The sequence below is a fragment of the Deltaproteobacteria bacterium genome (assembly GCA_016178705.1).
Classification (GTDB): domain Bacteria; phylum Desulfobacterota; class Binatia; order HRBIN30; family JACQVA1; genus JACOST01.
Map to the genome: position 1 here is coordinate 85624 of JACOST010000005.1, position 23900 is coordinate 109523.

Genomic DNA, 23900 nt, shown 5'->3' on the forward strand with positions numbered 1-23900 from the left:
TTCCAATGAGTACTCCAACCGACGAGCTCCTGGTGCGGCGTGAGCCGCCGCTGGCGTGGGTGATTGTCAACCGACCGCAGGCGCGCAATGCCATGACTCGTGCGGTGTGGCAGGCGCTTGCGGCGCAGGTGAACACGCTCGGGCAGGATGCGGGCGTGCGAGTCATCATCGTCCGCGGCGCCGGCATCGACGCGTTCATCTCCGGCGCCGACATCTCGGAGTTCCCGGCGATCCGCGCCAACGCCGCGATGACCGCCGACTACGATCGCGATACCGCCGCCGCGTGGCAGGCGATCACGGCAGCACCGCAACCGGTGATTGCGATGATCAACGGGCTGTGCTTCGGCGGCGGCTGCGCGGTGGCGCTGGCGTGCGACCTGCGCGTCGCCGCCGATCACGCGCGCATCGCCATCCCCGCCGCGCGCTTGGGCTTGGCGTATCCGCTCGACGCCATCGAGCGCTTGATCCACGTCGTCGGCTCGAGCGCCGCCGCTGACATCCTGCTATCGACCCGTACGATCGACGCGGCGGAGGCGCTGCGCATCGGTTTTGTCAGCCACGTGGTGCCACACGCGGAATGCGAAGAGTGGACCCGCGATTACGCGCTGCGCATGGCCGCGAACGCGCCGCTGACGCTGGCCGCCCACAAACTCGCGATTCAAGAATCGCTCAAGCCGCCGAGCGCTCGCGACACTGCCGCGATCCGCGCTGCCGCCGTGCGCTGCTTCAACAGCGCCGACTACCAAGAAGGCATCACCGCGTTTCTGGCGAAGCGCACGCCGCGGTTTGAAGGAAAGTGATGCGGCGCCCCTCCAAACGGGCTCGCAAGCCACTCGCCGAGCGGCGCTGATGTCGGGACCACTCACGGGTCTTCGCGTCCTCGATCTGACCCGCTATCTCGCCGGGCCGTACTGCACGATGTTGCTCGGCGACATGGGCGCTGAGGTGATCAAGATCGAGCCGCCCGCTGGTGCCCGCGCGTTTGCGCAAACCGCGCGCGGCACCGATAGCTACTTTTTTCTCTCCGCCAATCGCAACAAGCGCAGCGTCACGCTCGACGTCAGGCGTGACGAGGGGAAACCGGTCTTCCGTCGATTGGTAGCCGCCGCCGACGTTGTCGTCGAAAATTTCCGGCCGTCGGTCATGCCGCGACTCGGGTTGGGCTATGGCGATCTCGCCACACTCAATCCGCGGCTGGTGTACTGTGGGATCTCCGGCTTCGGCGCCACCGGTCCGTACGCGGAACGACCGGGCTTCGATCAGATCGCGCAGGGCATGTCGGGTCTGATGAGTGTGACCGGCACTGCGGAGAGCGGCCCGCTGCGCGTTGGCATCGCCATCGGCGATTTGCTCGCCGGCACCTTTGCGGCGTGGGGGATCACGCTCGCGCTCTACCAGCGCACGCAGTCGGGCCGCGGTCAGGAAGTCACCACCTCCCTGCTCGAAGCGCTGGTTGGCGTGCTGTCGTGGAGTGCCGGAATGTACTTCGACAGTGGTCAGCCACCGCCGCCGGCCGGCAATCATCATCCGCTGGCATCGCCGTACGGCGTGTTTCAGGCACGCGATCGCGCGTTCAACATCGCCTGCGGCAACGAGCGTCAATGGCAGCAACTGTGTCGCGCGCTCGATTGCCCCGCGCTGCTCGACGACCCGCGCTTCCGCGAGCCCGGCGGCCGAGTGAAGAACCGCGCCGCGCTGACCGCGTTGCTCAACGAGCGTCTGGCGACCCACGATGCGGCCGCGTGGGTGGTCCTGCTCAATCAACACAACGTGCCATGCGGCCCGATCAACAACATCGCCGAGGTCTTCGCCGATCCGCAGATCCACGCCCGTGCGATGCTCGTCGAGTTGCTCCATCCCATACTTGGGACCTTCAAGACGACGGGCATTCCGGTCAAACTCAGCACGACACCGGGCGCCGTCGCGTCTCTGCCGCCGACACTTGGTGCCGACACCGACGACGTGTTGGCGACACTAGGATATAGCGGCGACGAAATCCGCGCCTTGCGCGCGGCGGGCACCATTTAGCCCTGATGAGACATAACATGGGCGGCGGGGTTGCGGTTTGTCCGCGCAAGCTGCGCGGTTGGGCAAGGTTTCGCGTGCATTCCTGACGTCATTGAGAATGAGGTCTTGGGAGGGCGAGGCTCCCGCCGAGCCGCGGCACCATCGTCGCGCGGCTCGCCGGAAGGCTCGCCCTCCCAGATTCGCCCACCGATCTTTTGTCCCATCGGGGTTAGATCGGTGCTGTGCGGCCGCGCGCTTGCGCCAGCGCAAGTTGCTGCGCTATGAGCAGCAACATGACACGCAAGACGGACTCACACACGCGGGCCGTTATTGGGAGGTCCGCAACGAGTCGTTCGTAGTTCGCTGACGGACCGCTTGATCAGTTGCGCAGCGTCAGTGGCGCGCTGAGTCTGACCGCTCGTCAGCGCTCCGGACTACACGTGCCGCCAAGGTCGTCAGCGAGCGACACGCCGAGGAAATGCTGTGAACTGTGCCAACTTCGTTGCAAACGGCGCCCACTGGCGCCACCTCGGCCCCGCAGTGCTGACACGCGGTCGGGCCGGCGGCTTCGACTGCGGCGTGGTTGGCGACCCGTGCATCGTGTGGGATCCTGAGATCGCCAACTGGCGCATGTTCTACTTCGCCGCCGGCGATCAGTTCAGCTCGGTCGCCACCGGCGTGGCCATCGCACGTTCCCCCAAACATGTCGACGCCGGCGATTGGGTGCGCACCGGGCGCCTCCCGATCGAAGGTCCTCACGCCGCGCTGTGCCACAAGTTCTGGGTACTGATGGATCCGCACACTCCCGGTCAAGCCGCGTGCGTCGGTGATGAGTACGTCGGATTCTTCACCAGCCTTTACGACGGCGCGAAGGTGATCTGCCGCGCACGCGCCCGCTCGCTGAGCGGCCCCTGGCACAGCGACGGAGCGCCGGTGATCGCCAAGGGCAGCCAGGCCGCGTTCGACGGACGCGGCGCCGATGCAGTCACCGCCTACTGGTTTGCCGATCGTGGTCGCATTCTGCTTTTCTACATGGCGTACCCGGCCGAGCCGCAGAGCGAGCAACCGCTGTCACCGCTCGGCCCTTGCCAAGCCGTCGCGCTGCTCGACCCGATGCAGTCGGAAGCGGAGAAGCTCGGCCCCATCCTGCGGCCAGGCAGCGCGGCGCGCCATTGGTGCAGTGGATGGATTGGGGGCTTGCAGCTCTTGCCGACCGCTGATCCACAATGGGTGGCGTTAATCAATGGGTCGGCCACGCCAGTGTACGAAGGTCACGGCGAACCCGACCCGAGCGTCGGTGGTTGGGCGCGCTGCGACGAAGCGTTTCCGGTGTCGGGCTGGAAGTTCGACCTCAAGCAGAGCCCGATCGAACTACCCTCGCAGCTCTCCATCGCGGCCAAGCAACACGGGGAGAGCACCAACCTGTGGCGCCACTATCTGCTCGTGCTGCCCGACGAGCGCGCCCGCATCTACTACAACTCGGGCACGTACGGCGCGGAGCAACTCTACGCTCGTGTATGGCACGTGTGAACTCGTGATTCGGGCGCGTGACTCGTGCTAAGAGTGACGAGCCATGCGTGAGAAGTCGTCCCGAATACGAGCCACGAGCACGCATCACGCCCCGACCGACATTCTCGCCGAGCGCTATGCCAGCGCCGCGATGGCGGCGTTCTGGTCGCCCGGCGGAAAGATCGTGCTCGAACGCGAGTACTGGATCGCGGTGCTGCGCGCGCAGCGCGCGCTGGGTATTGCGATCCCCGCCGCCGCCATCGCCGCCTACGAACGCGTGAAGGACCACGTCGATCTCGACAGCATCCGCGCCCGCGAACGGGTCACGCGCCACGACGTGAAGGCGCGCATCGAGGAATTTTGCGCGCTCGCCGGCCACGAGCACATCCATAAGGGTCTGACCAGCCGCGACCTCACCGAGAACGTCGAGCAACTACAGATCCGCCGCTCGCTCGAACTCGTGCGCATCAAGTCGGCCGCGTGCCTCTACCGCCTGTCGCGGCGCGTGCGCGAGTTTCGCGACGTTGCCATCACCGGCCGCTCGCACAACGTCGCCGCTCAGCCGACCACCGTCGGCCGCCGCCTCGCCATGTTCGGCGAGGAGATGCTGCTGGCCTTTCGCCAACTCGACTCCGTGCTGCAGCGCTATCCCTTGCGCGGCCTAAAAGGACCCGTCGGGACGCAACTCGATCAGTTGACGCTCTTCAACGGCAACGCCAAGAAAGTCGCCAAGCTCGAAGCTGCGGTTGTGCGCTTCCTCGGCTTCACGCACGCACTGACCGCGACCGGGCAAGTGTATCCGCGCAGCCTCGACTTCGAAGTCGTCAGCGCGCTCTATCAGCTCGGCGCCGGACCCAGCAGCTTCGCGAAAACCTGGCGGCTGATGAGCGGCTTCGAACTGGCGTCCGAGGGTTTCCAGGAAGGCCAAGTCGGTTCGTCGGCGATGCCGCACAAGATGAACGCCCGCAGCTGCGAGCGCCTCAACGGCTTGCACGTCGTGCTGCGCGGCTATCTCACCATGGTGACCGGACTGGCCGGCGATCAGTGGAACGAAGGCGACGTGTCATGCTCGGTAGTGCGACGGGTAGCGCTGCCGGGCGCGATGATGGCAGCCGATGGCTTGCTGGAGACGTTTTTGACGGTGCTCGATGAGTTGGTGATTTTCCCCGACGCGATCGCCGCCGAGCGCGAGCGCTACCTGCCCTTTCTCGCCACCACGACGATCCTCATGGAAGCCGTGCGCCACGGCGCCGGACGCGAACAAGCCCATGCCGCGATCCAGGCGCACACTCAAGCCGTCGTCCGCGCGCTGCGCCGAGGTCGGCGCGACAACGATCTGCTCGACCGGCTCGCCGCCGACCGACGCGTCGGATTGAGCCAGAAACAGCTCCAGTCGTTGCTCGGTGCCAAGAGCGCGTTCGTCGGCGCCGCCCGAACCCAAGCCGACGCGTTTGTCAGTGAAGTCGAAACACTGGTGAAGCAACTTCCCGAAGCCAAGCGCTACGTACCGCGCGAAATCATCTAGCGAGCTGCCGACGCGCTATCTCAGCGGACAGCGGAGCAGCCTGGAGCCCAACACAATCGACTGGTAATGCAACTTTGGGGCTTCCGATGGGCTGCAGATTCGGTTAAACATGGACTCGTTGTGTGGTTTTCGTTCACCGCGGGTCACCCCGCCGAAACTCGACGAGGATTCTGATGGCCAAACGTCGCAGCAATGAACTCTCACTCGGCGCGGTGCTCAAGCGCCGACGCCGCCAATTAGAAATGACCCAGTCGCAGGTGTCCGACAAAGTCGGCTGTCGCGCCAACTACATCGCGTACCTCGAAAGTGACGCGCGCCGGCCCAGTCATAGCGTGGTCGCCAAGCTCGCCCGCGCGCTCGATCTCGACCAGCAGGAGCTGTACTTTCTCGCCTACCCGCAGGCGAAGGCTCTGATGCGCCCCGAGCGCCCGGAGCCGGAGTCGGCATGGCTGCGCTTCAAGGCCAACAAGCGCCTGCACGTGCGCCACAGCATTACCCGCGGCGAGTTCTCCGCGCTCGAACGCGTCGCGTCACTCGGAGCGGTGCGCACACAGCGCGATTTCCTCTTCATCCTGCAAACGATTCGGCAAGCGCTCACGGACGAGTGACGCGGCACGACGGCGGACGGGATATCGTCCTCCGCCTACTTCGCGGGCGGCTGGTACTCCATCTTGATCTCGCCCTTGTTGTCGACGAACGGCGAGCGTGAGATCTGGACCCGCAAGCCCTTGAAGCGCGCCACGGCATCCGCCCGGGTGAAATCGAAGACGTGCATTTCGAACGGGCTGTCGGCGCCTAGAATCTGACCCTCGGCCCCGAACTGTTTCGCATAGTGGTCGGCCGCCGCTTTGATCTGATCGAGCGGGATGATGAACACAGCGATCTGCTTGGTGCCGCCGCGTTCGAGCGCAATCGCATCGGTGCTGAGCTTGCGATTGAGCTGCGCGCCGGGAAATGGCTCCAACAGCATCGTCGCTGGATCGAATATGCGCGCCAGCCATTGCGCCGGACCTTCTTCAGCAGCCGCTCCGCGGAGGGCCACAGCTAAGCAGACGAGTATCGGCGCCACGCCTCTAGTGAACGTCCTCATGCGACTTGAATCAGCTCGATTCTGTAACCGTTGGGGTCCTCGACGAACGCGATCTCTGTCCCGCCATGTTTCATCGGACCGGGCTCACGCACGATGTTCGCGCCCTTCGCCCGCAACTCGTCGCAGGTGCGATAGATGTCCCGCACGCCGAGGGCGAGATGGCCAAAGCCGTTACCGACATCGTACTCGTGCGTATCCCAGTTGTGGGTCAGCTCGACCACGGCGGTCTTGTCTTCGCTGTCGTAGCCGACGAACGCCAACGTGAACCGGCCGCCGGGAAAGTCATGCTTGCGCAACAGCGTCATCCCGAGCGTGTCGCAGTAGAAACGCAACGACTCGTCGAGATCGTTGACGCGGATCATGGTGTGCAGCAAACGCATCGCAGCTCCTTCGCGCCGCGCACTATTGCGGTTGCCGTGCGCGGGTTCAAGAGCGGTCGCTTGCGCCCGGTCGCTCGCACCCGGTGGACTTACGAGTTCAGCGACCGCAGCCAGCGCTCTTCAAAATCCGCCAACTCGCCCGGATAGACGGCGGCGAAGGCGGCCGGAAGCGGCTGACGACTCAACTCGCCGACCAGCTGCGGTAACTTACGCGCCCCATAGCGATCGATGAGCTCGCGCACCGCGAGGTAACTCTGGGCATAGGCCACCAACGCGCGCTGCGGCGGCAGCGACGTGAGCGGCCCGACCAAATCGCGCAAATGAAACAGGGCGGCACCGTGGAGCGCATCTTCCGCCCACGTCCGTCGTTCGCCGTCCTGCTCCTCCTCGGCCCACACCGCGAGGCCTTCGCTCAGCCACACCGGGCAGCGGTTGTGCGACAGCTCCGCTGCCGCGTGATGCATGTACTCATGGCGCAGCAGGCGGGCGAGCGCGGCATCGTCGGCATCGAGTCCACGCACCGGCACTTTGATGCGGCCATCGTACGCCCCACCGGCCCAATCGGGCGTCTGCGTGACAGCATGAAAATCCTGCGCGGCATAGAGCACCACCTCGGCGCGTCCGTCCGGCAGCGCCCCGAACTTCGAGCCAACCGCGCGGCGCGCGTCCTCGAGTCCCTCCAACACCAATTGGGCGGCGCGGCGATTCTCGCCGTCGGCAAAGCTGGCCCGGAAGTGCGGGCTTTCGAGCGCCGTGAAGTCCCACTCGGCGTCGATCTCACGCCCGAGCCGCTCGACCAAGGCGTCGAGTTGCGGCCCGTGAGCGCCAGCGTCACGTGCATGTTGCAGACATTCGAGGGCGTGCGTCCGATCGTTCTCGTGCAAGTACGCTTCGCCGAGCGCGAGCCAGGTCGCGGCGTCCTTGGCCCCGTCGGCAACGGCGCGTTCAAGATCGGCGCGCGCTTCGCCGAACTCACCAGCCTGCAAGCGCGCCACTCCCATCGCCTGGCGAACGTCGCTGCGCTCACCGAGCGCGAGCGCCTCGCGCAGGGAGTTGAGCGCCTCGGCGGGGCGACCCGCGTCGAGCGCGCGGCGGCCGGCGTCCAGCAACACCGCTTGCAAATTCTGCCGCAGCACCGGTTGATCCGGCACGAGTCGCAACGCCTGGCGGAGGCGCTCTGCCGCCGACTCGAGCTCGCCGCGTTGCGCCATTTCGACCGCGGCCGCGTTGAGTTGCAGCGCCTCAGAGTCGGCGTGCAGTTGCGTCGCCGGTTGGTGCGGCGGCTCGATCGGTTGCAACGCGGCGGTGGTGAACGGCACGCCCAAGCGCGCCTCCGGACCAACTTGATTCGGTGGAGACGTTCGACGCAAGGCCAGCGCCGTGAAGACGAGTAGGATAGCCAGCAGAGCCAGCGCCCCCGTCCGCAGTGCGGTCGCAACCGGTGGCACCGGCGGGTCGATGACGGGGGGATTCGGCGCGTTGAACGGCACGACACGGATTTGCGCACCGAGGGATTCGAGACGCAGGCGCAATTGGTGGGCGCGCTGCGCCGACAATTGCGCGTACAAGCGCTGGGGTACCGGCGTGGTCCGATCGACTAGGGCGACATCCGGCAGCGTGGCGAGATACTCCAGCACCCGTTCGCGCGCGAGGTCGTTGCGATAGCCGAAGAGTACGAGATCACACTCGTCGCGCCCGTCCATCAGTCCACTCGTGCGCCCAACTCTAGCAGCGCTCTGCACCGCTCGCTACAACTCCCGCGACGGGTCGCCGGTCGGGCGAGCCGACGTCGTGCGCCGATGTCCGTTCCGACGAATCACGATTCACGAACACGATTCACGATCTCAGTGCATCACCTTGGGCATGTCGGTGGCTTCGTGAATCTCGCCGAAGGCACCTTCGTAGCGCCGGATGTTCTCTTCCAGCGCGCGCAGGATGCGCTTGGCGTGCTCGGGCGTGGTGATGACGCGCGAGCGGAGATTGGCCAGGGCGCCCTGCGGCGCGCGCTGCGGCTGCACGAACAGGAAGTCGAGAATGAACTCTTCCTTGCGATGGCTCACCATCATCAAGTTGGAGTACACGCCCAGCGCGTTGGCGGGGTCGATCTGAATTTGAATTTGTTGCTCGGGAACCGGCTTGATCTCATCGGCCATGACGAACCTCCGTTGTCGCGGGCGGCACGATCTCGTGCAGCCAGCGCGTACTGGCGCTCACCAACTCGTCGATCACCTCGGCGGGCGACCGCTTGAGCGCCTTGGGAAGATTGAATGAGTGGTCGCCGCCGTCAACGACGTGCAACGTCGCGCGCGGCAACGACCGCAAGGTATGTTTGAGCAAATCGAGCGAGCACAGCGCGTCGCGCGTACCGGCGAAGAACAACATCGGCGCCGTGATCGCGCTGAGATGCGCCACGCGCAGCTTGGTCGGCTGGCCGGCGGGATGGAGCGGATAGCCGAGCAACAACAGGCCGTGCACCGCTTCGCCTTGCGCTGCGAGGTGCGTCGCCATCCGCCCGCCCATCGACTTGCCGCCGATGATGAGCGCAGCCGGCGCCAACGTGGAATCATTGCGAACCGCGGCGAGCACCCGCCGATAACAGTCTTCCAGCACCGGTGCCGGATCGGGCGCGCGCCGGCCGCGCTCGGTGTACAGGAAGTTGAACTTGACGCTGAGGAATCCGCGCCCGGCCAGCCCTTCGTGCACTGCGCTGAGCAACGGATTGGTCATGTCGTTGCCGGCGCCGTGCGCGAGGATCACCGCGGTCCTGTGACCGGCCTCGAACTGATCGGGGTACGCGATGACGACGGACACCGCGCCGCGTTCGCCACAATCAACCTTGCGTGGTTCGATGCGCATGCGCGCCGCGGGCGAAGTCGCGACGGCTCAGCCGCCCTTGGCCGACACCAACGGCTCGGCGGCGCCGTCGAGCAGCGTGCGCATGCGAGCAGCGAGCTGCGGACCTTTACCGGCTGACTCGTGCTTGAAGTACACGTACGCGTCCTTCCACTGCCCCTCGACTGCCTGCATCCGGCGCGTCCACTCGGCGAGTTCGTCGTCGCTGTATTCGGGTTTGCGCAGGCGGAAGTAGCCGAAGTCGGCGGTGACTTCGAGCGGCGTGTTGCGGTCTTCGGTCTCCGCGACGCAGATCGCGACGCCGAAACGACGCAGGCATTCGTACACATCGTCGGCAAACCAACTCTGATTGCGGAACTCGAAGGCGGCGCGACAGCCCGGTGGCAGTTGGTGGAGAAAATCCTCCAAGCGCGACGTATCCTTCTTCAAGAACGGCGGTAACTGGAACAGCATGGCACCCAGCCGGTGTTTGAGCGCCTGCGCGACATCGCAGAAGTCGCTCACCGCGTCGGCGGCGTCACGCAGCCGTAGATCATGGGTGATCCGCCGCGGCGCCTTCAAAGTGAAGGCGAAATGCTCCGGCACTTCCTTACCCCAAGCCTGCAACACCCGCACAGTCGGCATCCGGTAGAAGGTGTAGTTGATCTCCACCGAGGTGAACCGCTCGGCATAGTAACGCAGCATCTGCTGCTCCGAGAGCCCGGCCGGATAAAACGGCCCCAGCCACTCCTTGTAGCTATACCCGGACGTGCCGACCCAAAACGTTGCCATCGGGGAGCCTCTATCACGCCGTTCAGCGAGAGAACAACCGAGTCGACTGGGTGTGCCGTTGGTGATTTGCGGTGGTGAATCGTGCCGCGGTCTTCACCAGCACGATTCACGATTCACGACTCACGACTAAACAATCCGGCCCGGCCGCGCGGCAGTGTAGGCGCCGTGCTCGACGACGACCTGACCGTTGACGACGACCTGATCGATACCCACCGCGCTGCGGACGTAGCGATTGGCGTCGCCGGGAAAGTCATGGACGAAGACTTCCTCGCCGCGGTCGATTGTCGCCTGGTCAAACACCACCAGATCGGCCGCGTAACCCGCCTGCAGCAGGCCACGGTTGGCAATACCCCACGCCTGCGCGGGTTCGAAGGTGAGGCGATGGACGGCACGTTCCAGAGTGAAGTCCCCGCGCTCGCGCACGAAGCGAGCCAGCAAGTATGCGGTGTCGCCGGCGCCGCAGAACTGCGAGATGTGCGCGCCCGCATCAGACGCGCCGATCAACACGCGGGGGTGATCGAGAATCTGCGCGACGATGGTCGGGTCGGCGTGGATCGCGCCGCGGATCTGGAATTCCGTGCGCAGTCCGTCCTTGATCGCGATGTCGAGCACCGCTTCGCTGAGTTGCACGCCGCGCTCTTCGGCGATCTCCGCCAAGCGCCGGCCACGCAGCGGCGCGTTCTCAGCACAGAACGTTTCGCCAATGGTGGTGAACATCCACAGGCCGAAGAGGAACATCCCCTGCTGGACGAGTTCTTCGCGCTTCGACGGATCGGCAAAGGCGGCGAGGCGTTCGCGCAACGGCAACTTCATCAGCGCGTTCCACGCCGGCAAGCCGAAGAGTAGGAAGGAAGTCTCGGACAGGCGCATGTTGAGATCGAACGTGCGCGGCATCGACTGGCCGTAGACGCGCGCCCCGCGCACCTGCTGCTCTTCCAGCTTCGCGATCGAGTCCTTCCACAAGTCGGGGCTCTGCGGACTGAAGACGATCGGCGCCAGCGTACACATGATGCCGCTGGCGAGCGAAATCTCGCCCAGCTCTTCGATGCAGCGCAGTTGCTCGGCCGGGTCGTAGAAGACCGGCACCGTTTGCATCACGCCGCGGCCGGCCTCGGCCATCGCTTGTGCCAGCGCGATGCGCTCGCGCGTGTCGGCAAAGCGGCTCGGGACCGGACGCATGTCCTCGTCGATGTCGACGTACGACGTCGAGAGCCCGCCCGCACCCGCCGCGATCGCTTCCTTCAACACGCGGCACATCTCCCTCAACTCGTCGTCGGTCGCCGTGCGTTCTTGCGCCGCGTCGCCCATCACGTAGAGGCGCAGGGCGGAGTGCCCGACCAGCGTCGACACGTTGATGCCGAGGTTCGGGCGAATCGTATCGAGGTACTCGGCGAAGGTCTCCCACGTCCACGGCACACCGGCATCGAACGTGGCGAGCGGAATGTCTTCGATCTGTTTGAACATCATGGCGAGCTTGCGCGACTTGCCCTTGTGCACCGGCGCCAGCGACAGCGAGCAGTTGCCGAGCACGACGGTGGTTACGCCGTGCAGCAACGACGGCGTCGCCAGCCGGTCCCAGCAGATCTGCGGATCGTAGTGCGTATGGATGTCGAGGAAGCCGGGTGCGACCACCTTGCCGGTGGCGTCGATCGTCCGCGCCGCCGCGCCCGCGCTGGGGCCAACCGACACAATGCGATCGCCGGCCACGGCGACATCGCCGACAAACGACGGCTTGCCGGAACCATCCACAATGCGCGCGTTCTTGATCACCAGATCCAAGCTCATGGGTTTCTCCTGCGACAGTGATTCTTGGAAGGGACTCCACTGCGATATGTCGGAAGCAAGCGTTGAGTCAACCGAGACGAGGCAAATTGAACCGAGGATCACCGGTATCGCGCGACTTTGCGCCGTCACCGAAGCTTCGCAATCCACTTGTCGCTCCAGGAGCTGCTGAGAGCCTGTCGATAGGCGCGAAGACACCCTTCAGGCTCGGGGTGAACGGATGAAGACTTTGAAATCGTTTGATCGTCCGTTCGTGCTGAGCTTGTCGAAGCACGTCTTGGGCGAAAGGCGATGGCCTCCATACGAGCAGAGGCGGACAGGCAGGGACGCCTGTCCCCACCGATGATGGGGGAGGGGCGATATCGGCAGCGGCGCGCTCTCAGCGCTGCAGACAACAACCCTGCCAATTCCGCGTGGCAGGGTGCTACGGCGAGTTGGCACCCGCGCGTCAACCGCGCTCTCGTAGAACGACTCACCGTCAACCGCAGCCCTTCGGCATAGAAGTTGGACTGCTCCGCGATGATGGACTTTCAGTTCCCTCACGCGGCCGCGGCTGGTGGGGCGTCGCTTCTCACTGCGGCGGCGCGCACCGAGACCACGACGATCCTGTTCACCGATCTGGTGAACTCGACCGAGTTGCTGCAACGCGTTGGTGACGAAAGCGCGCAGCGCTTGCTCAAAGCCCATCACGCGGTCTTGCGTGACGCGGTGGCGGCCCATGGCGGGCAAGAGGTGAAGTGGTTGGGCGATGGACTGATGGTCGCGTTCCCCTCCGCCGCCGACGCGGTGCGCTGCGCCATCGCCATACAGCAAGCGCCGCACAACGCGGCGGCGGGTGAGCGGCTCGCCATTCGTATTGGTCTCAACACCGGCGAAGCGTTGCGCGATGAATCAGATTACTTCGGCATGCCGGTGGTGATCGCCAAGCGGCTGTGCGATCGCGCCGCCGCCGGTCAGATTCTGTGCGCGAGCGCGGTCGCGCACCTGCTCGCCGGGCGCAACGGGTTCCGCTTTCGCGACGCCGGGCTTCTCGAACTGAAGGGCATCAGCACGCCGCTGCCCGCGTGCGCCGTCGAGTTCGAGCGCGCCGAAGGCGTGGCGCTCACCACGACGCCGTTCGTCGGTCGCGCGGCGGAGATCGCCAAGCTGCGGCAGAAGTTCGACGACGCGCGCGCTGGACACGGGGCATTGGTCCTACTCGCCGGCGAACCCGGGATCGGCAAGACGCGCACCGCCGACGAACTCGTCGACTACGCACGCGCGGCCGGCGCGCGGGTGTGGCAAGGTCGCTGCGTCGAAGGCAACTGGGCGCCACCCTACGGTCCTTTCGCCGAAGCGATCAGCAACCATCTACGAGAAACTGATCCGCAAGCGCTGCAGCAGCAACTCGGCTACGGCGCGGCGCCGCTCGCGCGGCTCACTCCCTCGCTGCGCGAGCGGCTGCCGGATCTGCCCGAACCCGCGCCGCTGCAACCCGACGAAGAGCGCTTCCGTCTGTTCGACGCGGTGACGCAACTGGTGATCGCGGTCGCGCGATCGCAACCGCTCGTGCTCGTGCTGGACGATCTGCACTGGGCCGACAAAGGCACCATCGCGTTGCTGCAGCATGTCGCCCACTTCATCCGTCAGCACCGTCTGCTCATCATCGGGACGTATCGCGACGGCGAAATCGACCGCCAGCATCCGCTCGCCGATGCGCTCGCCGCGTTGCGCCGCGTCACCGAGTACGAATGCATCACGCTCAGCGGACTCGCGCGGGCCGAGGTCGGCACGTTGATAGACGCGCTGGCGGCGCGCGCCGTTTCAGCGGCGGCGGTCGACGCGATCAGCGCCGAGACCGACGGCAATCCTTTCTTCATCCGCGAAGTGCTGCTTCACTTCGGAGAGGAAGGCGCGCTGGCACACACCAACGGCAACGGGTCGAATCATCACGCGGTGATCGAGCTGAACATCCCCGAAGGCGTGCGCCAGGTGATCTTGCGGCGCGTGGCGCGGCTAGCGGAGCCGGCGACTCGGCTCGTGTCGATCGCGTCGGCGTTCAGCGGGCGCTTCCGTTTCGACCTCGCCGCGCGCGTCGCCGGACTCGACGAAGCCACGGCGCTCGACGCCATCGACGCCGCCCTGACGGCGCAACTGATTCGAGCGGGCGAGCAACTCGACAGCTACGAGTTCACCCACGCTCTCATCCGCCACACGCTCTACAGCGAACTCAGCCCGTCGCGGCAACTGCGCATCCACCGCGAGATCGCCGAAGCGATGGAGCGTGCCTACGCCGATCAACTCCCGCAGCACGCCGCGGAACTGGCGCAGCAGTACTGCCGCAGCGCGGCGCTGCCCGGCGCGGAGCGCGGGGTGCCGCACGCGCTCGCGGCCGCGGATCGTGCCGAACGCGCGGCGGCGTGGGACGAAGCCGTCCAATTCATCCGCATCGCGCTCGAACTCCTGCCCGCCAACAGTCCGCAACACCCGCGCACGCTGGCGCGCCTCGGCTTGGTGCTGCCGTGGACGCTGGCATACGACGAGGCGGCAAGCGTTGCCCGCGAGGCGGCGCGCGCGCTGGCGACGCACGAAACGGCGCAGGCCGCCACCGAGTACCTCGCCGCGACTACCTGGGCGTTGGCGGGCGCCGGCTGCGAGCGCGGCGCCTGGACCCTGGCCCGCGAAGGGTTGCGCTATGCAGGCAATCGCCGCGACGCCACCTGGGCGCGCCTCAAGATGTTCGATATCGTTCGCCGCGAAGCCGAAGACCCCGACAATCCCGGCATTCCGCTCGACACACCGGAACGCCGCGAGGTGATCGGCTCGGTCACGCAACTGGTGCAGCAAGGCGACGCGGCGCTCATCTTCTACTTGGGCACGCCGCCGTTCGCGACGCGCGCCGATGTCCTGCAGAGTCTCGTAGCCGGTCATGGTGGATGGAGCGATGCGTTCACGATCATGTTCTACGCGGGCGACCTGCGCGCCAGCGCGCGCGTGTTCACCGAGTTGGCCGCACGCGCCGAACAGCACGGGCAGATCGGATTCGCGGTTAGCGGCTGGGCGCACGCCTCGCGCGCGTACCTGGCACTCGGAGCCTTCGACCGCGCGCAGCGCGCCTACGAACGCGCGCGCGCGCTCAAGCAGCGGCTCACCGGTTCGTCGTCGCACTTGATCGCCGTGATTGCCGCCACCGACGAGCGCTGCCGCGTCTTCGACGAAGGTTGGGACACCATCCTGCAGGACGAGGACATCGCCACCGCTGCCAGTCAGCCGCCCGCCGAGCACAAATGGGCGGCCGCCGCGGCCCAAGCCGGGTTCGCGCGCTTCTTCGGAGTTACCGGACAAGCCGACATGGCCGTCGCGGCGGTGGCGAAGCTCCTGGCTCCGATCGAACGCGCGTCGGGCTGGGCGGCCAACTACACTCGATTGGTGTGTGACGCGGCCGATGCGCTGTGGTTCGCTGTCCGCGCTGACCACGCCGACGTCATCGAGCGCAACTTGCGCGCGAAAGTGGTCGAACCCGATTTTCGCTATCCGAATGTCGACGCGCGGACCTCGCTCGCACGCGTGTGCGCGTTGCAAGGCCGGTGCGACGAAGCGAGCCAGTGGTTCGCGGCGGCGCGCACTGTGCTCGACGAGCAAGGCGCGCGCCCGCTGCGCGCGATTGTCGATTACGACGAGGCGTTGATGTACGCCCGCCGCGCCGTGGCTGGCGACAACGAACGAATCCGCGCACTGCGAGCGGCAGCCCTCGCGCGGTTCCGTCGTCTCGGCATGCCCGGCTGGGCCCGCCGCGCCGAAGCGCTGTAGTTCGCAAGCTCATCCCACATCCGCTTGCCGCCACGGCATCGAGCAGCGTAAGCGTGCGGGGCCATGAAGCGCGCGCTGACCATCGTTGCGATCGCGGGGCTTTCGGGCGCCGCGCTGGCGCTGCGACTGTGGCACATCGATTTCGGGTTGCCGGAATTTTTTCATCCTGACGAGCCGATCAAAGCGCAGAAGGCGCTGGCCATCGCCGCTGGCGATCTCAACCCGCACTACTTCTGGCACCCGAGCTTCATGCTCTACACCACCGCCGTCGCGGTGCGACTGTTCGCGTGGAACGACGGGCCAGTTGATCCCACGCGTGTCGTGCTGATCGGACGTGTTGTCAATGCGACCTTCGGTGCGCTGACCATTCCGCTCACCTTTCTCCTCGGCCGCGCGATTGCCGGCAGCGCGGTCGGGCTCGGCGCGGCCGCGCTGCTTACGGTCGCGCCGCTGCCGGTGTTCTGCTCGCACTATCTGAAGGAAGATGCGCCGCTCACGTTCTGGATCGTCGCGGCCGCGGTGGCGGCGCTGCGTCTGACGCGTCGTGGAACCACGCGCGACTACATAGTCGCCGGGCTGCTCTGTGGCGCGGCGATCGCGACCAAGTACACGGGGCTGCTGGCGCTGCTGCTGCCGTTCCTCGCGCATCGCGAGCGGCCGGGCCACGAACCGCGGCAGTTGCGTTGGCTCGGGTTCGCGGCGATGATCGCCTTCATCACGCTGACACCCTTCGCGGTGTTGGACACGTGGCAATTCGCGCGCGGCGTCGGCCACGAAGGCAGCAACGTGGTCACCGGCATGGCGACCTCGGCGTTGTCTCCGCTGCCCTTCCTGTGGACGTTTCATTTGCGCTACAGCATCGCACCGGGTCTCGGCTGGCTCGCGACCGCGCTCGCGCTCGTCGGCTTCGTCTGGGCGCTGCGGCAACCGACCGCGTCGTATCGCGTGGTGACGGCGTTCGTCGCGCTCGGCTACACGATCTTCGAGAACTCGCCCTACAAGCCGCCGCCGAATTTCGATCGTTACGTGCTGCCGCTGCTGCCGTTTCTCGCGGTGTTGGCGATGGTGGGCGTGCGCGCGTTGCGCCGTCGCGTTCCGCTACTCGCGGTGGCGGTACTCGCCGCGCTCCTCATCGAACCGACGGTACGTTCGCTGCAACTCCTGACGACGATGACGCCCGACACGCGCGAGCGCGCGGCCGAATGGTTGCGCGCGAATCTGCCGCCCGGCGCGCGCATCATCCTCGAGGGTCAACTCGTCGACGACGAAGGGCACCCGGTCGTCGCCTATGCGCCGCACCTCACTAAGGCGAACGCAACGTACGTGTTCTCCTTGGCGCAGCGGCCTGAGCGGCTCGGCGAATTCGACTACGCGGTGGCCAGCAGTTTCATGTACGACCGCTTCGTCCGTTTCGGCGCCGGCGACCCGAGCGCCGCGGCCTTCTATCGCACGCTGTTCGCGCGCCCACTCGCCGCCGAGTTTGCGCCACCCACGAGTAGCTATGGGTTCCACAACCCAACCTTGCGGGTCTATCGTCTCGGACCGTAGTGTCTGGCAGCGTTGCGGCGTCCCTCTTGCCACGGCGCCGCGCTCTGGTAGCGTGCGCGAGCCTGCGGGTGGATCTACCAACCATGTCCCAGTACATCCCTGACGCCACGGCGCCCGTGCTGCTCGAACGCTACGACCAATTGGTCGAGTACTTCGAGTCGTCCTGCAAGCCGCGCAGCGAGTGGCGCATCGGCACCGAGTACGAGAAGGTCGCGGTGCGGCTCGACGACGGCACCGCCGTGCCGTTTTCCGGCCCGCACGGCATCGAAGCGGTGCTAAAATCACTCGCCAGCCGCTACGGCTGGGAACCGGTCATCGAAGACGGACGCGTGGTCGCCCTCAGCGGCCTCAAGGCGGCGATCACACTTGAGCCGGGCGGACAGCTCGAACTCAGCGGTGAGAAGTGCGAGAGCGTCCACTGCGCCCAGCGCGAGTTCGCCGAACACATCGAACAGATCGTCACCGTCGCCGAGGCGCACGGGATCGTGTTTCTCGGCCTCGGCATGCAGCCTGTTAGTCGCATCGAGGAGATCGAGTGGGTCCCCAAGCGGCGCTACCGCATCATGGGGCCGTACATGACGAAGGTCGGCACGCTCGGTGAGCGCATGATGAAGCAGACGGCGACGGTGCAAGTGAACCTCGACTTCGGCAGCGAGGCCGACGCGGTGCTGAAGATGCGCGTCGGCATGGGCACCGGCGCGCTGTTGAACGCGATGTTCGCCAACTCGCCGATCTGCGATGGGCGACTCAACGGCTACCAGTCGTTTCGCGGCCACATTTGGAGCGACACCGACAACCGGCGCTCGGGGCTGCTACCGTTCGTGTTCAAACCGTCGTGGGGCTTCACCGACTACATCGAATACGCTCTCGATGTGCCGATGTACTTCATTGTGCGCGACGGCGCATGGCTCGACATGACGCACCTCACGTTCCGCCGCTTTTGGGAAGACGGATACCAAGGACATCGCGCGACGCTGGCCGACTGGAACGTTCACCTCACCACGCTGTTCCCCGAGACGCGCATGAAGGGCTACATCGAGCTGCGCTCGGTCGACAGTCAGGAACCGGAGTTGATGATGGCGCTGCCCGCGCTCGCCAAGGGGATCTTCTACGAGAACGACTGCCTGTTGGCGGCATGGGACCTGGTGAAGCGGTGGAGCTGGGAGCAACGCGTCGAGCTGTGGCACGCCACGCATAAGCAAGGACTGCACGCGCGCGTCGGCGGCATTCCGGTCGCCGAGCTGGCGCGCGAATTGGTGGCGATCGCGGTCACCGGCTGCGAGCGGCAGCGCGTGCTCGATGCGCGCGGTGAAGACGAGTCGCTGCACTTGGAGCGATTGGAGGAACTCGTCGCCCGCAGTCTATCGCCAGCGGATCTGTTGGTCGAGCAATGGACCGGCGCCTGGGATCGCGAAATCCGTCACCTCATCGCCGCGCGCGCGTATCGACTGGCCGCGTGAACCGGCCAGACTGATTCCTCGCTTGACAGACGGAAGCGTACCGGCCAGCTTCCGCCCATGCATGAAGTGAATCGCACCGTGCGACGGGTGGCGGCGTGCGGCTTGGCGCTGTTGATGATTGTGCTCGAGAGTCAACGTGCCGGGGCACAACCCTTCACCGAATTCTCACTGCCGTTTGCGAATAGCGAACCCTACACCATCACGGCGGGGCCCGATGGCAATCTGTGGTTCACTGAGTTTGCGACCCATCGTATCGGCCGCATCACGCCGCAAGGCAACATCACCGAGTTCCCGTTGCTCACCGGCAACGGACGCTGGGGAATCACCAGCGGCCCCGATCACAATCTGTGGTTCACCGACTTCGCGGGTAACCAAGTCGAGCGCATCACTCCCATCGGTGGAGTCACCACCTTTCCGCTCGTCACCGCGGACAGTAAACCCACCGCCATCACCGCAGGGCCCGACGGTAATCTGTGGTTCACCGAATTTGCGAAGAACCAAATCGGCCGGATCACGCCGACCGGCGTCATCGCCGAGTTCTCGTTGCCGGGCCCGCAGTCGCGTAAGTGTACCGCGATCGCAGCGGGCCCCGATGGCAATCTCTGGTTCACCGAGAGCAACGGCAATCAAATCGGCCGCATCACGCCGGCCGGATCATTGGTCGAGTTTACGCTGCCGACTCCGGCGAGCGGACCGCAGGGCATCACTGCGGGGGCAGACGGCAGCTTGTGGTTCACTGAGCAGACCACAAGCCGTATCGGGCGGATCGCGCCGAACGGTGCTATCAGCGAATTTCCGTTGCCCAGCGCGAGCGGGCCGTTAGCGATCACGACCGGCCCAGACGGCAATCTCTGGTTCACTGAGTTGAGCGGGCACAGCATCGGACGCATCACCCCGTTCAGTCATCAGATCACCGAGTTTCCGTTGCCGAACACTCACGGCACGCCCCAGAGCATCACCGCCGGACCGGACGGCAACCTCTGGTACACCGATCGCGCCGGCAACAAAATCGGCCGCCTGACCACACCGCCGACACACGACAGTGCGGTGCGACGGTTGCGGCCGATCACCGTCACCATACCCCTCGGGTTCGCGCTGACGCGACGTCTCGTCCCCGTAGTCGTGCGCAACGCGGACATCGTGCCGGTGCCCGAACGGCCCGGACATCTCATTCAACTCGTGGCCAGCGATGGCGATTGTCCGCCGGGGACCGTCAGCACGCCCGACTTCGACCCGGCGATCGCCGGCGCGCAGAATATGGTGATGCTCGCCGGCGGCGAGTCGAAAGCGGCGATGGTCATGGTCACGTTACCGAGCAAGGCGTTCAAGACCTTCAACGAACTCGCGCCGCATCGTTGCACGGCGAGCTTTACCGCGACCGCAGGCGATCCCGCAGCGGCCGACCCCAGTCCGAACAATACCACGACGCTCGTCATCGATGTGATCGATCAAAATGACTACTGATCCGCCGCCGGTTGACTCATCGCCAGCGCTGCGGCACACGCCAAGACCGTATGGCCGGACGCGTCTCCTCCGCGAGCAGCGGGATCATTACGCTGCTCACCGACTTCGGTACGTGCAACGCCTTCGTCGGCATCATGAAGGGCGTCATTCTTGGCGCCTACCCGCGTGCGCGGCTCGTCGATCTGACGCATGATCTCGATTCGCAAGACGTGCTCGGGGGCGCGCTGCTACTGCGCAGCGCGGTGCCGTACTTTCCGTGCGGGACCGTCCATCTCGCGGTGGTCGACCCAGGGGTTGGCAGTTCGCGCCGCGGCCTAGTGATCGCCACGCGGACAGCCCTCTTGGTCGGACCCGACAACGGGATACTGTCGCTGGCGGCGCGCGCGCTCGGTGGTGGGCGGGCGCAGGCGCTGGACATCGATCAGCTGGTCGCTCGACGGATCGTGCGCGCACCGGTGAGCCAAACCTTTCACGGACGCGACGTGTTCGCGCCGATTGCGGCGCACCTGGCGAAGGGTCGGCCGTTGAGATCGCTCGGCCCGGCGGTGGATCGGATTGTGGAGCTCGCGCTGCCGGCGTGTCGGATCACGCGTACCCAGATCGTGGGGGAAGTGATCTACATCGACCGCTTCGGCAATCTCATCACCAACATCGGGGCCGAAGACCTCAACGAACTGGCTTCCTATTCTCCTGCATCGCTTTCCGTTAGCATCGGGCGCGTGCGCAGCGATGATATCGACGGACTGGTTCCGGCATACGCGAGCGTGCCGCAAGGAACCCCGTTGGCGATCCTCGGCAGCTGGGGACAGCTCGAAATCGCGGTGCGCGACGGCAACGCGCGGCAGCGGCTCAGCGCCCGCTGCGGTACACCGGTGCGAGTCACGGTGAACGGCAACGCGCTGAAGCGTTGAGCGAAGGAGAGTCGGAATCTCAGATGCGGGTATTTCGCAGGCAACCAGCTGTCGACGAGTACTACTCGACCACCGCGCCGGCACCAACCTGGGCGCCACCAGCAGCACGCGTGCGGCGACAGCGCGGGCCGTGGCTGCACGTCATCTTGTTTGCGGCGACCTTCGTGACCACGTCGATGGCGGGAGCGCGCGAAGCCGGCGTCGACCCGTTCGCGGCCGTCGGCAACCTCCGTGCCGGTTTTCCGTTTTCGATCACGTTGATGTCGATCCTGTTGTTTCACGAGATGGGGCATTACATGCTGTCGCGCGCTCACGGCGTGCGGGCGAGCTTGCCGTATTTCATTCCGGCGCCGCCGATTTTCATCGCCGGCACGTTTGGGGCATTCATCCGCATGGAATCGGCGCCACGTAGCCGGCGGGCGCTGTTTGATGTCGGCGCCGCCGGACCGTGGGCGGGCTTCATGGTCGCGGTCCCGGCCATCGTCGTGGGGTTGAGGATGTCGCAGATCGTGCCCCTCGGCGCCAATGCGGGCGGCGACATGTTGGGCGAATCGGTGATCTTCTCGCTGCTCAGCCGGTTGACGCTCGGAGTGCTGCCCGACGACGTGATGATTCAGCTCCATCCGATCGCGATGGCGGGATGGTTCGGCTTGTTCGTCACATCGCTGAATCTCCTGCCGGTCGGGCAACTCGATGGCGGACACGTGACCTACGCCATGTTCGGCCCGCGGCACCGCTGGGTGGCGCGGGCGTTTCTCGCGGTGATTTTGTTCCTGTCCACGCAGGGGTGGCCCGGCTGGCTGTTCTGGGCTGTGCTCGTGACTTTTCTCGGCCTCGATCATCCGCCCACGATGGATTGGTGGACGCCGCTCGACGGCCGGCGGCGCTTGGCGGCCTGGTTGACCGTCGCCTTGTTCGTGCTCACGTTCATGCCAGCACCGTTCTGGTTCAGCGCGGCGAAGTCACAGTTTGAAGGGGAGAAGACACCGGTGGCATTCAACCTGCGGACGCCGCGACGGCACGGGCCACGGTACGTCTTCGGCGGCCATCCGATCGTGCCGCTTCAACCCACGGTAGCGAAAGGCATCCGGCTATGAGCGAGCGTCCAAGTTGGGATCAGTACTTCATGACCATCACTCGGCAAGTGGCCGAGCGGTCGACCTGCGCGCGCGCCAAGGTAGGTGCGGTCATCGTGCGCGACCGTAGCATTCTCGCCACCGGCTACAACGGCTCGCCGGCGGGTCTACCTCACTGCCTCGACGTTGGCTGCTTGATCTACCGCTCACAGACCCCGAGCGGTGACAGCGAGGAGAACTGCTTCCGCACCATTCACGCCGAGATCAACGCCATCGCGCAAGCGGCGAAAAATGGCGTCTCGATCCGCGACGCGTCGATCTACATCACTCACACACCCTGCATTCACTGCTTCAAGGTCTTGATCAATACCGGCATCACCCGCATCTGCTATGAGCGCGCGTACAAGCTGGCGACCATCGAGGAGCTCCTTCGCTTTACCAACGTCGCGCTGGAACAGATTTCCTCGTAGGAGCGCGACGGGAGTCGACGCTCCTACGAGGTGCGCATCGCCCTAGGAGGGGGGGCGGGCGGCGCAATGATCAACCGGCAACGGCCTGGCTAACGGCAGCCGACCCCTGATACTCGCGTCGCTGCCGGAGCCATACCTCTTCGGCGCGGGCGGTGTAGCGGCGCACCCGTATTGGCCGCTGTCCGTCCGTGGGCCGAAGGACGACCCGGCGGACGTAGTCCGCATTCAGGCCGAGCGCCTCGCAAATGCTGCTGAACGCGAACGGGGCAGCTTGATCGTTGGATGCAAACCACGCTCGCTCGCGTAACCACGCGCGATACGACCGGATGTTGGGGGTGGTCGGCCGGTCGTTCGTGTAGGACCGGATCGCGTCAATCAGGACCGCCAGCATCAGACGGCGTTCACCGTCTTCTGGCAGCACGTTGAGAAACTCGATGCCTCGTCCTCGGGTCCTGGCCATGTCATCCTCCTCGCGCTTCGAGGATAGCGACGACGCGCAGGGATCGACAATCGCGTCTTTTGGGCATTTTGCCCCAAACAACAGGTGATGGATCACCTGCCGCGTGCGACAGTAGGGGATACCCTGGGATTGGGCTAGTTAACCATCCCGTGCCGGATCGCGTAGCGAACCAGCTCGGCGGTGGAGTGCAGGTCGAGCTTATCGATGATGTGTTTGCGGTGGGTCTCGACGGTGTTGACGCTGAGCCCAAGAACCTCGGCAACTTCCCGATTGGTGCGACCGGAACAGATCATGGCGAGGACTTCGCGCTCGCGTGGGCTGAGGACATCAGGGGAGCGGCTCCCTTCCACCGACACCGCGCGCGCCAGCGTGCCGCTATAGTAGGTTTCGCCACGACGGACGGCGAGCACGGCCTCGACCAAGTCTTCGTCGTCGGTATCCTTAAGAAGATAGCCCTTGGCGCCCGCACTGATACTCTGACGCACGTACTGTTCGTCGGCATGCATCGAGAGCATCAGCACCTGGGTACCGGGCGTGGCGGTGGTAATCCGCCGCGTCGCCTCGATGCCGTTGAGACCCGGCAGGCTCACGTCCATGAGCACGACATCGGGGTGCAACGCCGAGGTCACAGTGACCGCCTCGGCGCCGTCACCGACTTCACCGACGACCTCGATCTCCCTGGTTGATTCCAGGATCTTGCGCAGCCCTCGCCGCACCACGGTGTGGTCGTCGACCAGCAGCACACGCACCTTATCCATGGCGAGATCCTGTTGCATCCGATCAGACGCAGTCTACGGCCGACCAG

Annotated in this window: 21 protein-coding genes; 12 read left to right on the forward strand and 9 right to left on the reverse strand. The window is 65.7% G+C overall.

Annotated elements, in window-relative coordinates:
• Nucleotides 1-5: 5 nt before the first annotated feature.
• The 5 genes from HYR72_02320 to HYR72_02340 all read left to right on the forward strand — a co-directional run bounded on the left by HYR72_02320 (nucleotide 6) and on the right by HYR72_02340 (nucleotide 5649).
• A complete protein-coding gene (locus tag HYR72_02320; protein MBI1813794.1) occupies nucleotides 6-800 on the forward strand; it encodes an enoyl-CoA hydratase/isomerase family protein in 795 nt (264 codons plus the stop codon).
• Nucleotides 801-849: 49 nt separating this feature from the next.
• Entirely contained in the window at nucleotides 850-2028 is a 1179-nt protein-coding gene (locus tag HYR72_02325; GenBank protein ID MBI1813795.1) for a CoA transferase, read from the forward strand.
• Between the two features lie 462 nt (nucleotides 2029-2490).
• Nucleotides 2491-3537: a hypothetical protein gene (locus HYR72_02330; protein ID MBI1813796.1), complete on the forward strand. Its 1047-nt coding sequence runs from the start codon at nucleotides 2491-2493 to the stop codon at nucleotides 3535-3537.
• Nucleotides 3538-3580: 43 nt separating this feature from the next.
• A complete protein-coding gene (locus HYR72_02335) occupies nucleotides 3581-5041 on the forward strand; it encodes an adenylosuccinate lyase (GenBank protein MBI1813797.1) in 1461 nt (486 codons plus the stop codon).
• 173 nt (nucleotides 5042-5214) lie between these two features.
• On the forward strand, nucleotides 5215-5649 hold the full coding sequence (locus HYR72_02340; GenBank protein MBI1813798.1) for a helix-turn-helix transcriptional regulator: 435 nt from the start codon (nucleotides 5215-5217) through the stop codon (nucleotides 5647-5649).
• A 35-nt stretch (nucleotides 5650-5684) separates the two neighbouring features.
• Here HYR72_02340 and HYR72_02345 read toward each other — a convergent pair whose 3' ends face one another.
• The 7 genes from HYR72_02345 to HYR72_02375 all read right to left on the reverse strand — a co-directional run bounded on the left by HYR72_02345 (nucleotide 5685) and on the right by HYR72_02375 (nucleotide 11920).
• Complete coding sequence (locus tag HYR72_02345) at nucleotides 5685-6131, reverse strand: hypothetical protein (protein ID MBI1813799.1); 447 nt, start codon at nucleotides 6129-6131, stop codon at nucleotides 5685-5687.
• Nucleotides 6128-6511, reverse strand: a complete 384-nt coding sequence (gene gloA / locus HYR72_02350; protein MBI1813800.1) for a lactoylglutathione lyase — start codon at nucleotides 6509-6511, stop codon at nucleotides 6128-6130. Before gloA ends, HYR72_02345 begins: the two co-directional genes overlap by 4 nt.
• Nucleotides 6512-6600: 89 nt before the next feature.
• Entirely contained in the window at nucleotides 6601-8214 is a 1614-nt protein-coding gene (locus HYR72_02355) for a tetratricopeptide repeat protein (GenBank protein MBI1813801.1), read from the reverse strand.
• 141 nt (nucleotides 8215-8355) lie between these two features.
• Nucleotides 8356-8664 (reverse strand): DUF3467 domain-containing protein, encoded by a 309-nt coding sequence (locus HYR72_02360; protein MBI1813802.1) that lies wholly within the window; start codon nucleotides 8662-8664, stop codon nucleotides 8356-8358.
• Nucleotides 8654-9367: a dienelactone hydrolase family protein gene (locus HYR72_02365; protein MBI1813803.1), complete on the reverse strand. Its 714-nt coding sequence runs from the start codon at nucleotides 9365-9367 to the stop codon at nucleotides 8654-8656. Before HYR72_02365 ends, HYR72_02360 begins: the two co-directional genes overlap by 11 nt.
• Nucleotides 9368-9394: 27 nt before the next feature.
• Complete coding sequence (locus tag HYR72_02370) at nucleotides 9395-10135, reverse strand: DUF72 domain-containing protein (protein MBI1813804.1); 741 nt, start codon at nucleotides 10133-10135, stop codon at nucleotides 9395-9397.
• A gap of 126 nt (nucleotides 10136-10261) precedes the next feature.
• On the reverse strand, nucleotides 10262-11920 hold the full coding sequence (locus HYR72_02375) for an amidohydrolase family protein (GenBank protein MBI1813805.1): 1659 nt from the start codon (nucleotides 11918-11920) through the stop codon (nucleotides 10262-10264).
• Nucleotides 11921-12436: 516 nt separating this feature from the next.
• Between HYR72_02375 and HYR72_02380 the strand changes: the two genes are divergently transcribed.
• The 7 genes from HYR72_02380 (at nucleotide 12437) to HYR72_02410 (ending at nucleotide 22635) form a co-directional block, all read left to right on the forward strand.
• Entirely contained in the window at nucleotides 12437-15706 is a 3270-nt protein-coding gene (locus HYR72_02380; protein MBI1813806.1) for an AAA family ATPase, read from the forward strand.
• Between the two features lie 63 nt (nucleotides 15707-15769).
• Nucleotides 15770-17254: a glycosyltransferase family 39 protein gene (locus tag HYR72_02385; protein MBI1813807.1), complete on the forward strand. Its 1485-nt coding sequence runs from the start codon at nucleotides 15770-15772 to the stop codon at nucleotides 17252-17254.
• Nucleotides 17255-17337: 83 nt separating this feature from the next.
• Nucleotides 17338-18714, forward strand: a complete 1377-nt coding sequence (locus HYR72_02390) for a glutamate--cysteine ligase (GenBank protein ID MBI1813808.1) — start codon at nucleotides 17338-17340, stop codon at nucleotides 18712-18714.
• 57 nt (nucleotides 18715-18771) lie between these two features.
• On the forward strand, nucleotides 18772-20178 hold the full coding sequence (locus HYR72_02395) for a hypothetical protein (GenBank protein ID MBI1813809.1): 1407 nt from the start codon (nucleotides 18772-18774) through the stop codon (nucleotides 20176-20178).
• A gap of 50 nt (nucleotides 20179-20228) precedes the next feature.
• Nucleotides 20229-21089, forward strand: a complete 861-nt coding sequence (locus tag HYR72_02400; GenBank protein ID MBI1813810.1) for an SAM-dependent chlorinase/fluorinase — start codon at nucleotides 20229-20231, stop codon at nucleotides 21087-21089.
• A 23-nt stretch (nucleotides 21090-21112) separates the two neighbouring features.
• The gene (locus HYR72_02405; protein ID MBI1813811.1) at nucleotides 21113-22186 is read left to right on the forward strand and encodes a site-2 protease family protein; all 1074 of its coding nucleotides are present in this window, start codon (nucleotides 21113-21115) and stop codon (nucleotides 22184-22186) included.
• Entirely contained in the window at nucleotides 22183-22635 is a 453-nt protein-coding gene (locus HYR72_02410) for a cytidine/deoxycytidylate deaminase family protein (GenBank protein ID MBI1813812.1), read from the forward strand. The genes HYR72_02405 and HYR72_02410 overlap by 4 nt, the downstream gene beginning before the upstream one ends.
• A gap of 70 nt (nucleotides 22636-22705) precedes the next feature.
• On the opposite strand, the gene HYR72_02415 is transcribed toward HYR72_02410, so the two are convergent.
• Complete coding sequence (locus tag HYR72_02415) at nucleotides 22706-23095, reverse strand: hypothetical protein (protein MBI1813813.1); 390 nt, start codon at nucleotides 23093-23095, stop codon at nucleotides 22706-22708.
• Nucleotides 23096-23229: 134 nt separating this feature from the next.
• Nucleotides 23230-23853, reverse strand: a complete 624-nt coding sequence (locus HYR72_02420) for a response regulator transcription factor (protein ID MBI1813814.1) — start codon at nucleotides 23851-23853, stop codon at nucleotides 23230-23232.
• Nucleotides 23854-23900 lie beyond the last annotated feature (47 nt).

Bases quoted from the DNA above. Each gene is read 5' to 3' on its own strand.
- HYR72_02415 (MBI1813813.1), bottom strand. From the start codon at position 23,095: ATGGCCAGGACCCGAGGACGAGGCATCGAGTTTCTCAACGTGCTGCCA.
- HYR72_02390 (MBI1813808.1), top strand. From the start codon at position 17,338: ATGTCCCAGTACATCCCTGACGCCACGGCGCCCGTGCTGCTCGAACGC.
- HYR72_02395 (MBI1813809.1), top strand. From the start codon at position 18,772: ATGCATGAAGTGAATCGCACCGTGCGACGGGTGGCGGCGTGCGGCTTG.
- HYR72_02345 (MBI1813799.1), bottom strand. From the start codon at position 6,131: ATGAGGACGTTCACTAGAGGCGTGGCGCCGATACTCGTCTGCTTAGCT.
- HYR72_02410 (MBI1813812.1), top strand. From the start codon at position 22,183: ATGAGCGAGCGTCCAAGTTGGGATCAGTACTTCATGACCATCACTCGG.
- HYR72_02325 (MBI1813795.1), top strand. From the start codon at position 850: ATGTCGGGACCACTCACGGGTCTTCGCGTCCTCGATCTGACCCGCTAT.
- HYR72_02400 (MBI1813810.1), top strand. From the start codon at position 20,229: ATGGCCGGACGCGTCTCCTCCGCGAGCAGCGGGATCATTACGCTGCTC.
- HYR72_02355 (MBI1813801.1), bottom strand. From the start codon at position 8,214: ATGGACGGGCGCGACGAGTGTGATCTCGTACTCTTCGGCTATCGCAAC.
- HYR72_02340 (MBI1813798.1), top strand. From the start codon at position 5,215: ATGGCCAAACGTCGCAGCAATGAACTCTCACTCGGCGCGGTGCTCAAG.
- HYR72_02360 (MBI1813802.1), bottom strand. From the start codon at position 8,664: ATGGCCGATGAGATCAAGCCGGTTCCCGAGCAACAAATTCAAATTCAG.
- HYR72_02370 (MBI1813804.1), bottom strand. From the start codon at position 10,135: ATGGCAACGTTTTGGGTCGGCACGTCCGGGTATAGCTACAAGGAGTGG.
- HYR72_02375 (MBI1813805.1), bottom strand. From the start codon at position 11,920: ATGAGCTTGGATCTGGTGATCAAGAACGCGCGCATTGTGGATGGTTCC.
- HYR72_02320 (MBI1813794.1), top strand. From the start codon at position 6: ATGAGTACTCCAACCGACGAGCTCCTGGTGCGGCGTGAGCCGCCGCTG.
- HYR72_02380 (MBI1813806.1), top strand. From the start codon at position 12,437: ATGATGGACTTTCAGTTCCCTCACGCGGCCGCGGCTGGTGGGGCGTCG.
- gloA (MBI1813800.1), bottom strand. From the start codon at position 6,511: ATGCGTTTGCTGCACACCATGATCCGCGTCAACGATCTCGACGAGTCG.
- HYR72_02405 (MBI1813811.1), top strand. From the start codon at position 21,113: ATGCGGGTATTTCGCAGGCAACCAGCTGTCGACGAGTACTACTCGACC.
- HYR72_02335 (MBI1813797.1), top strand. From the start codon at position 3,581: ATGCGTGAGAAGTCGTCCCGAATACGAGCCACGAGCACGCATCACGCC.
- HYR72_02385 (MBI1813807.1), top strand. From the start codon at position 15,770: ATGAAGCGCGCGCTGACCATCGTTGCGATCGCGGGGCTTTCGGGCGCC.
- HYR72_02420 (MBI1813814.1), bottom strand. From the start codon at position 23,853: ATGGATAAGGTGCGTGTGCTGCTGGTCGACGACCACACCGTGGTGCGG.
- HYR72_02365 (MBI1813803.1), bottom strand. From the start codon at position 9,367: ATGCGCATCGAACCACGCAAGGTTGATTGTGGCGAACGCGGCGCGGTG.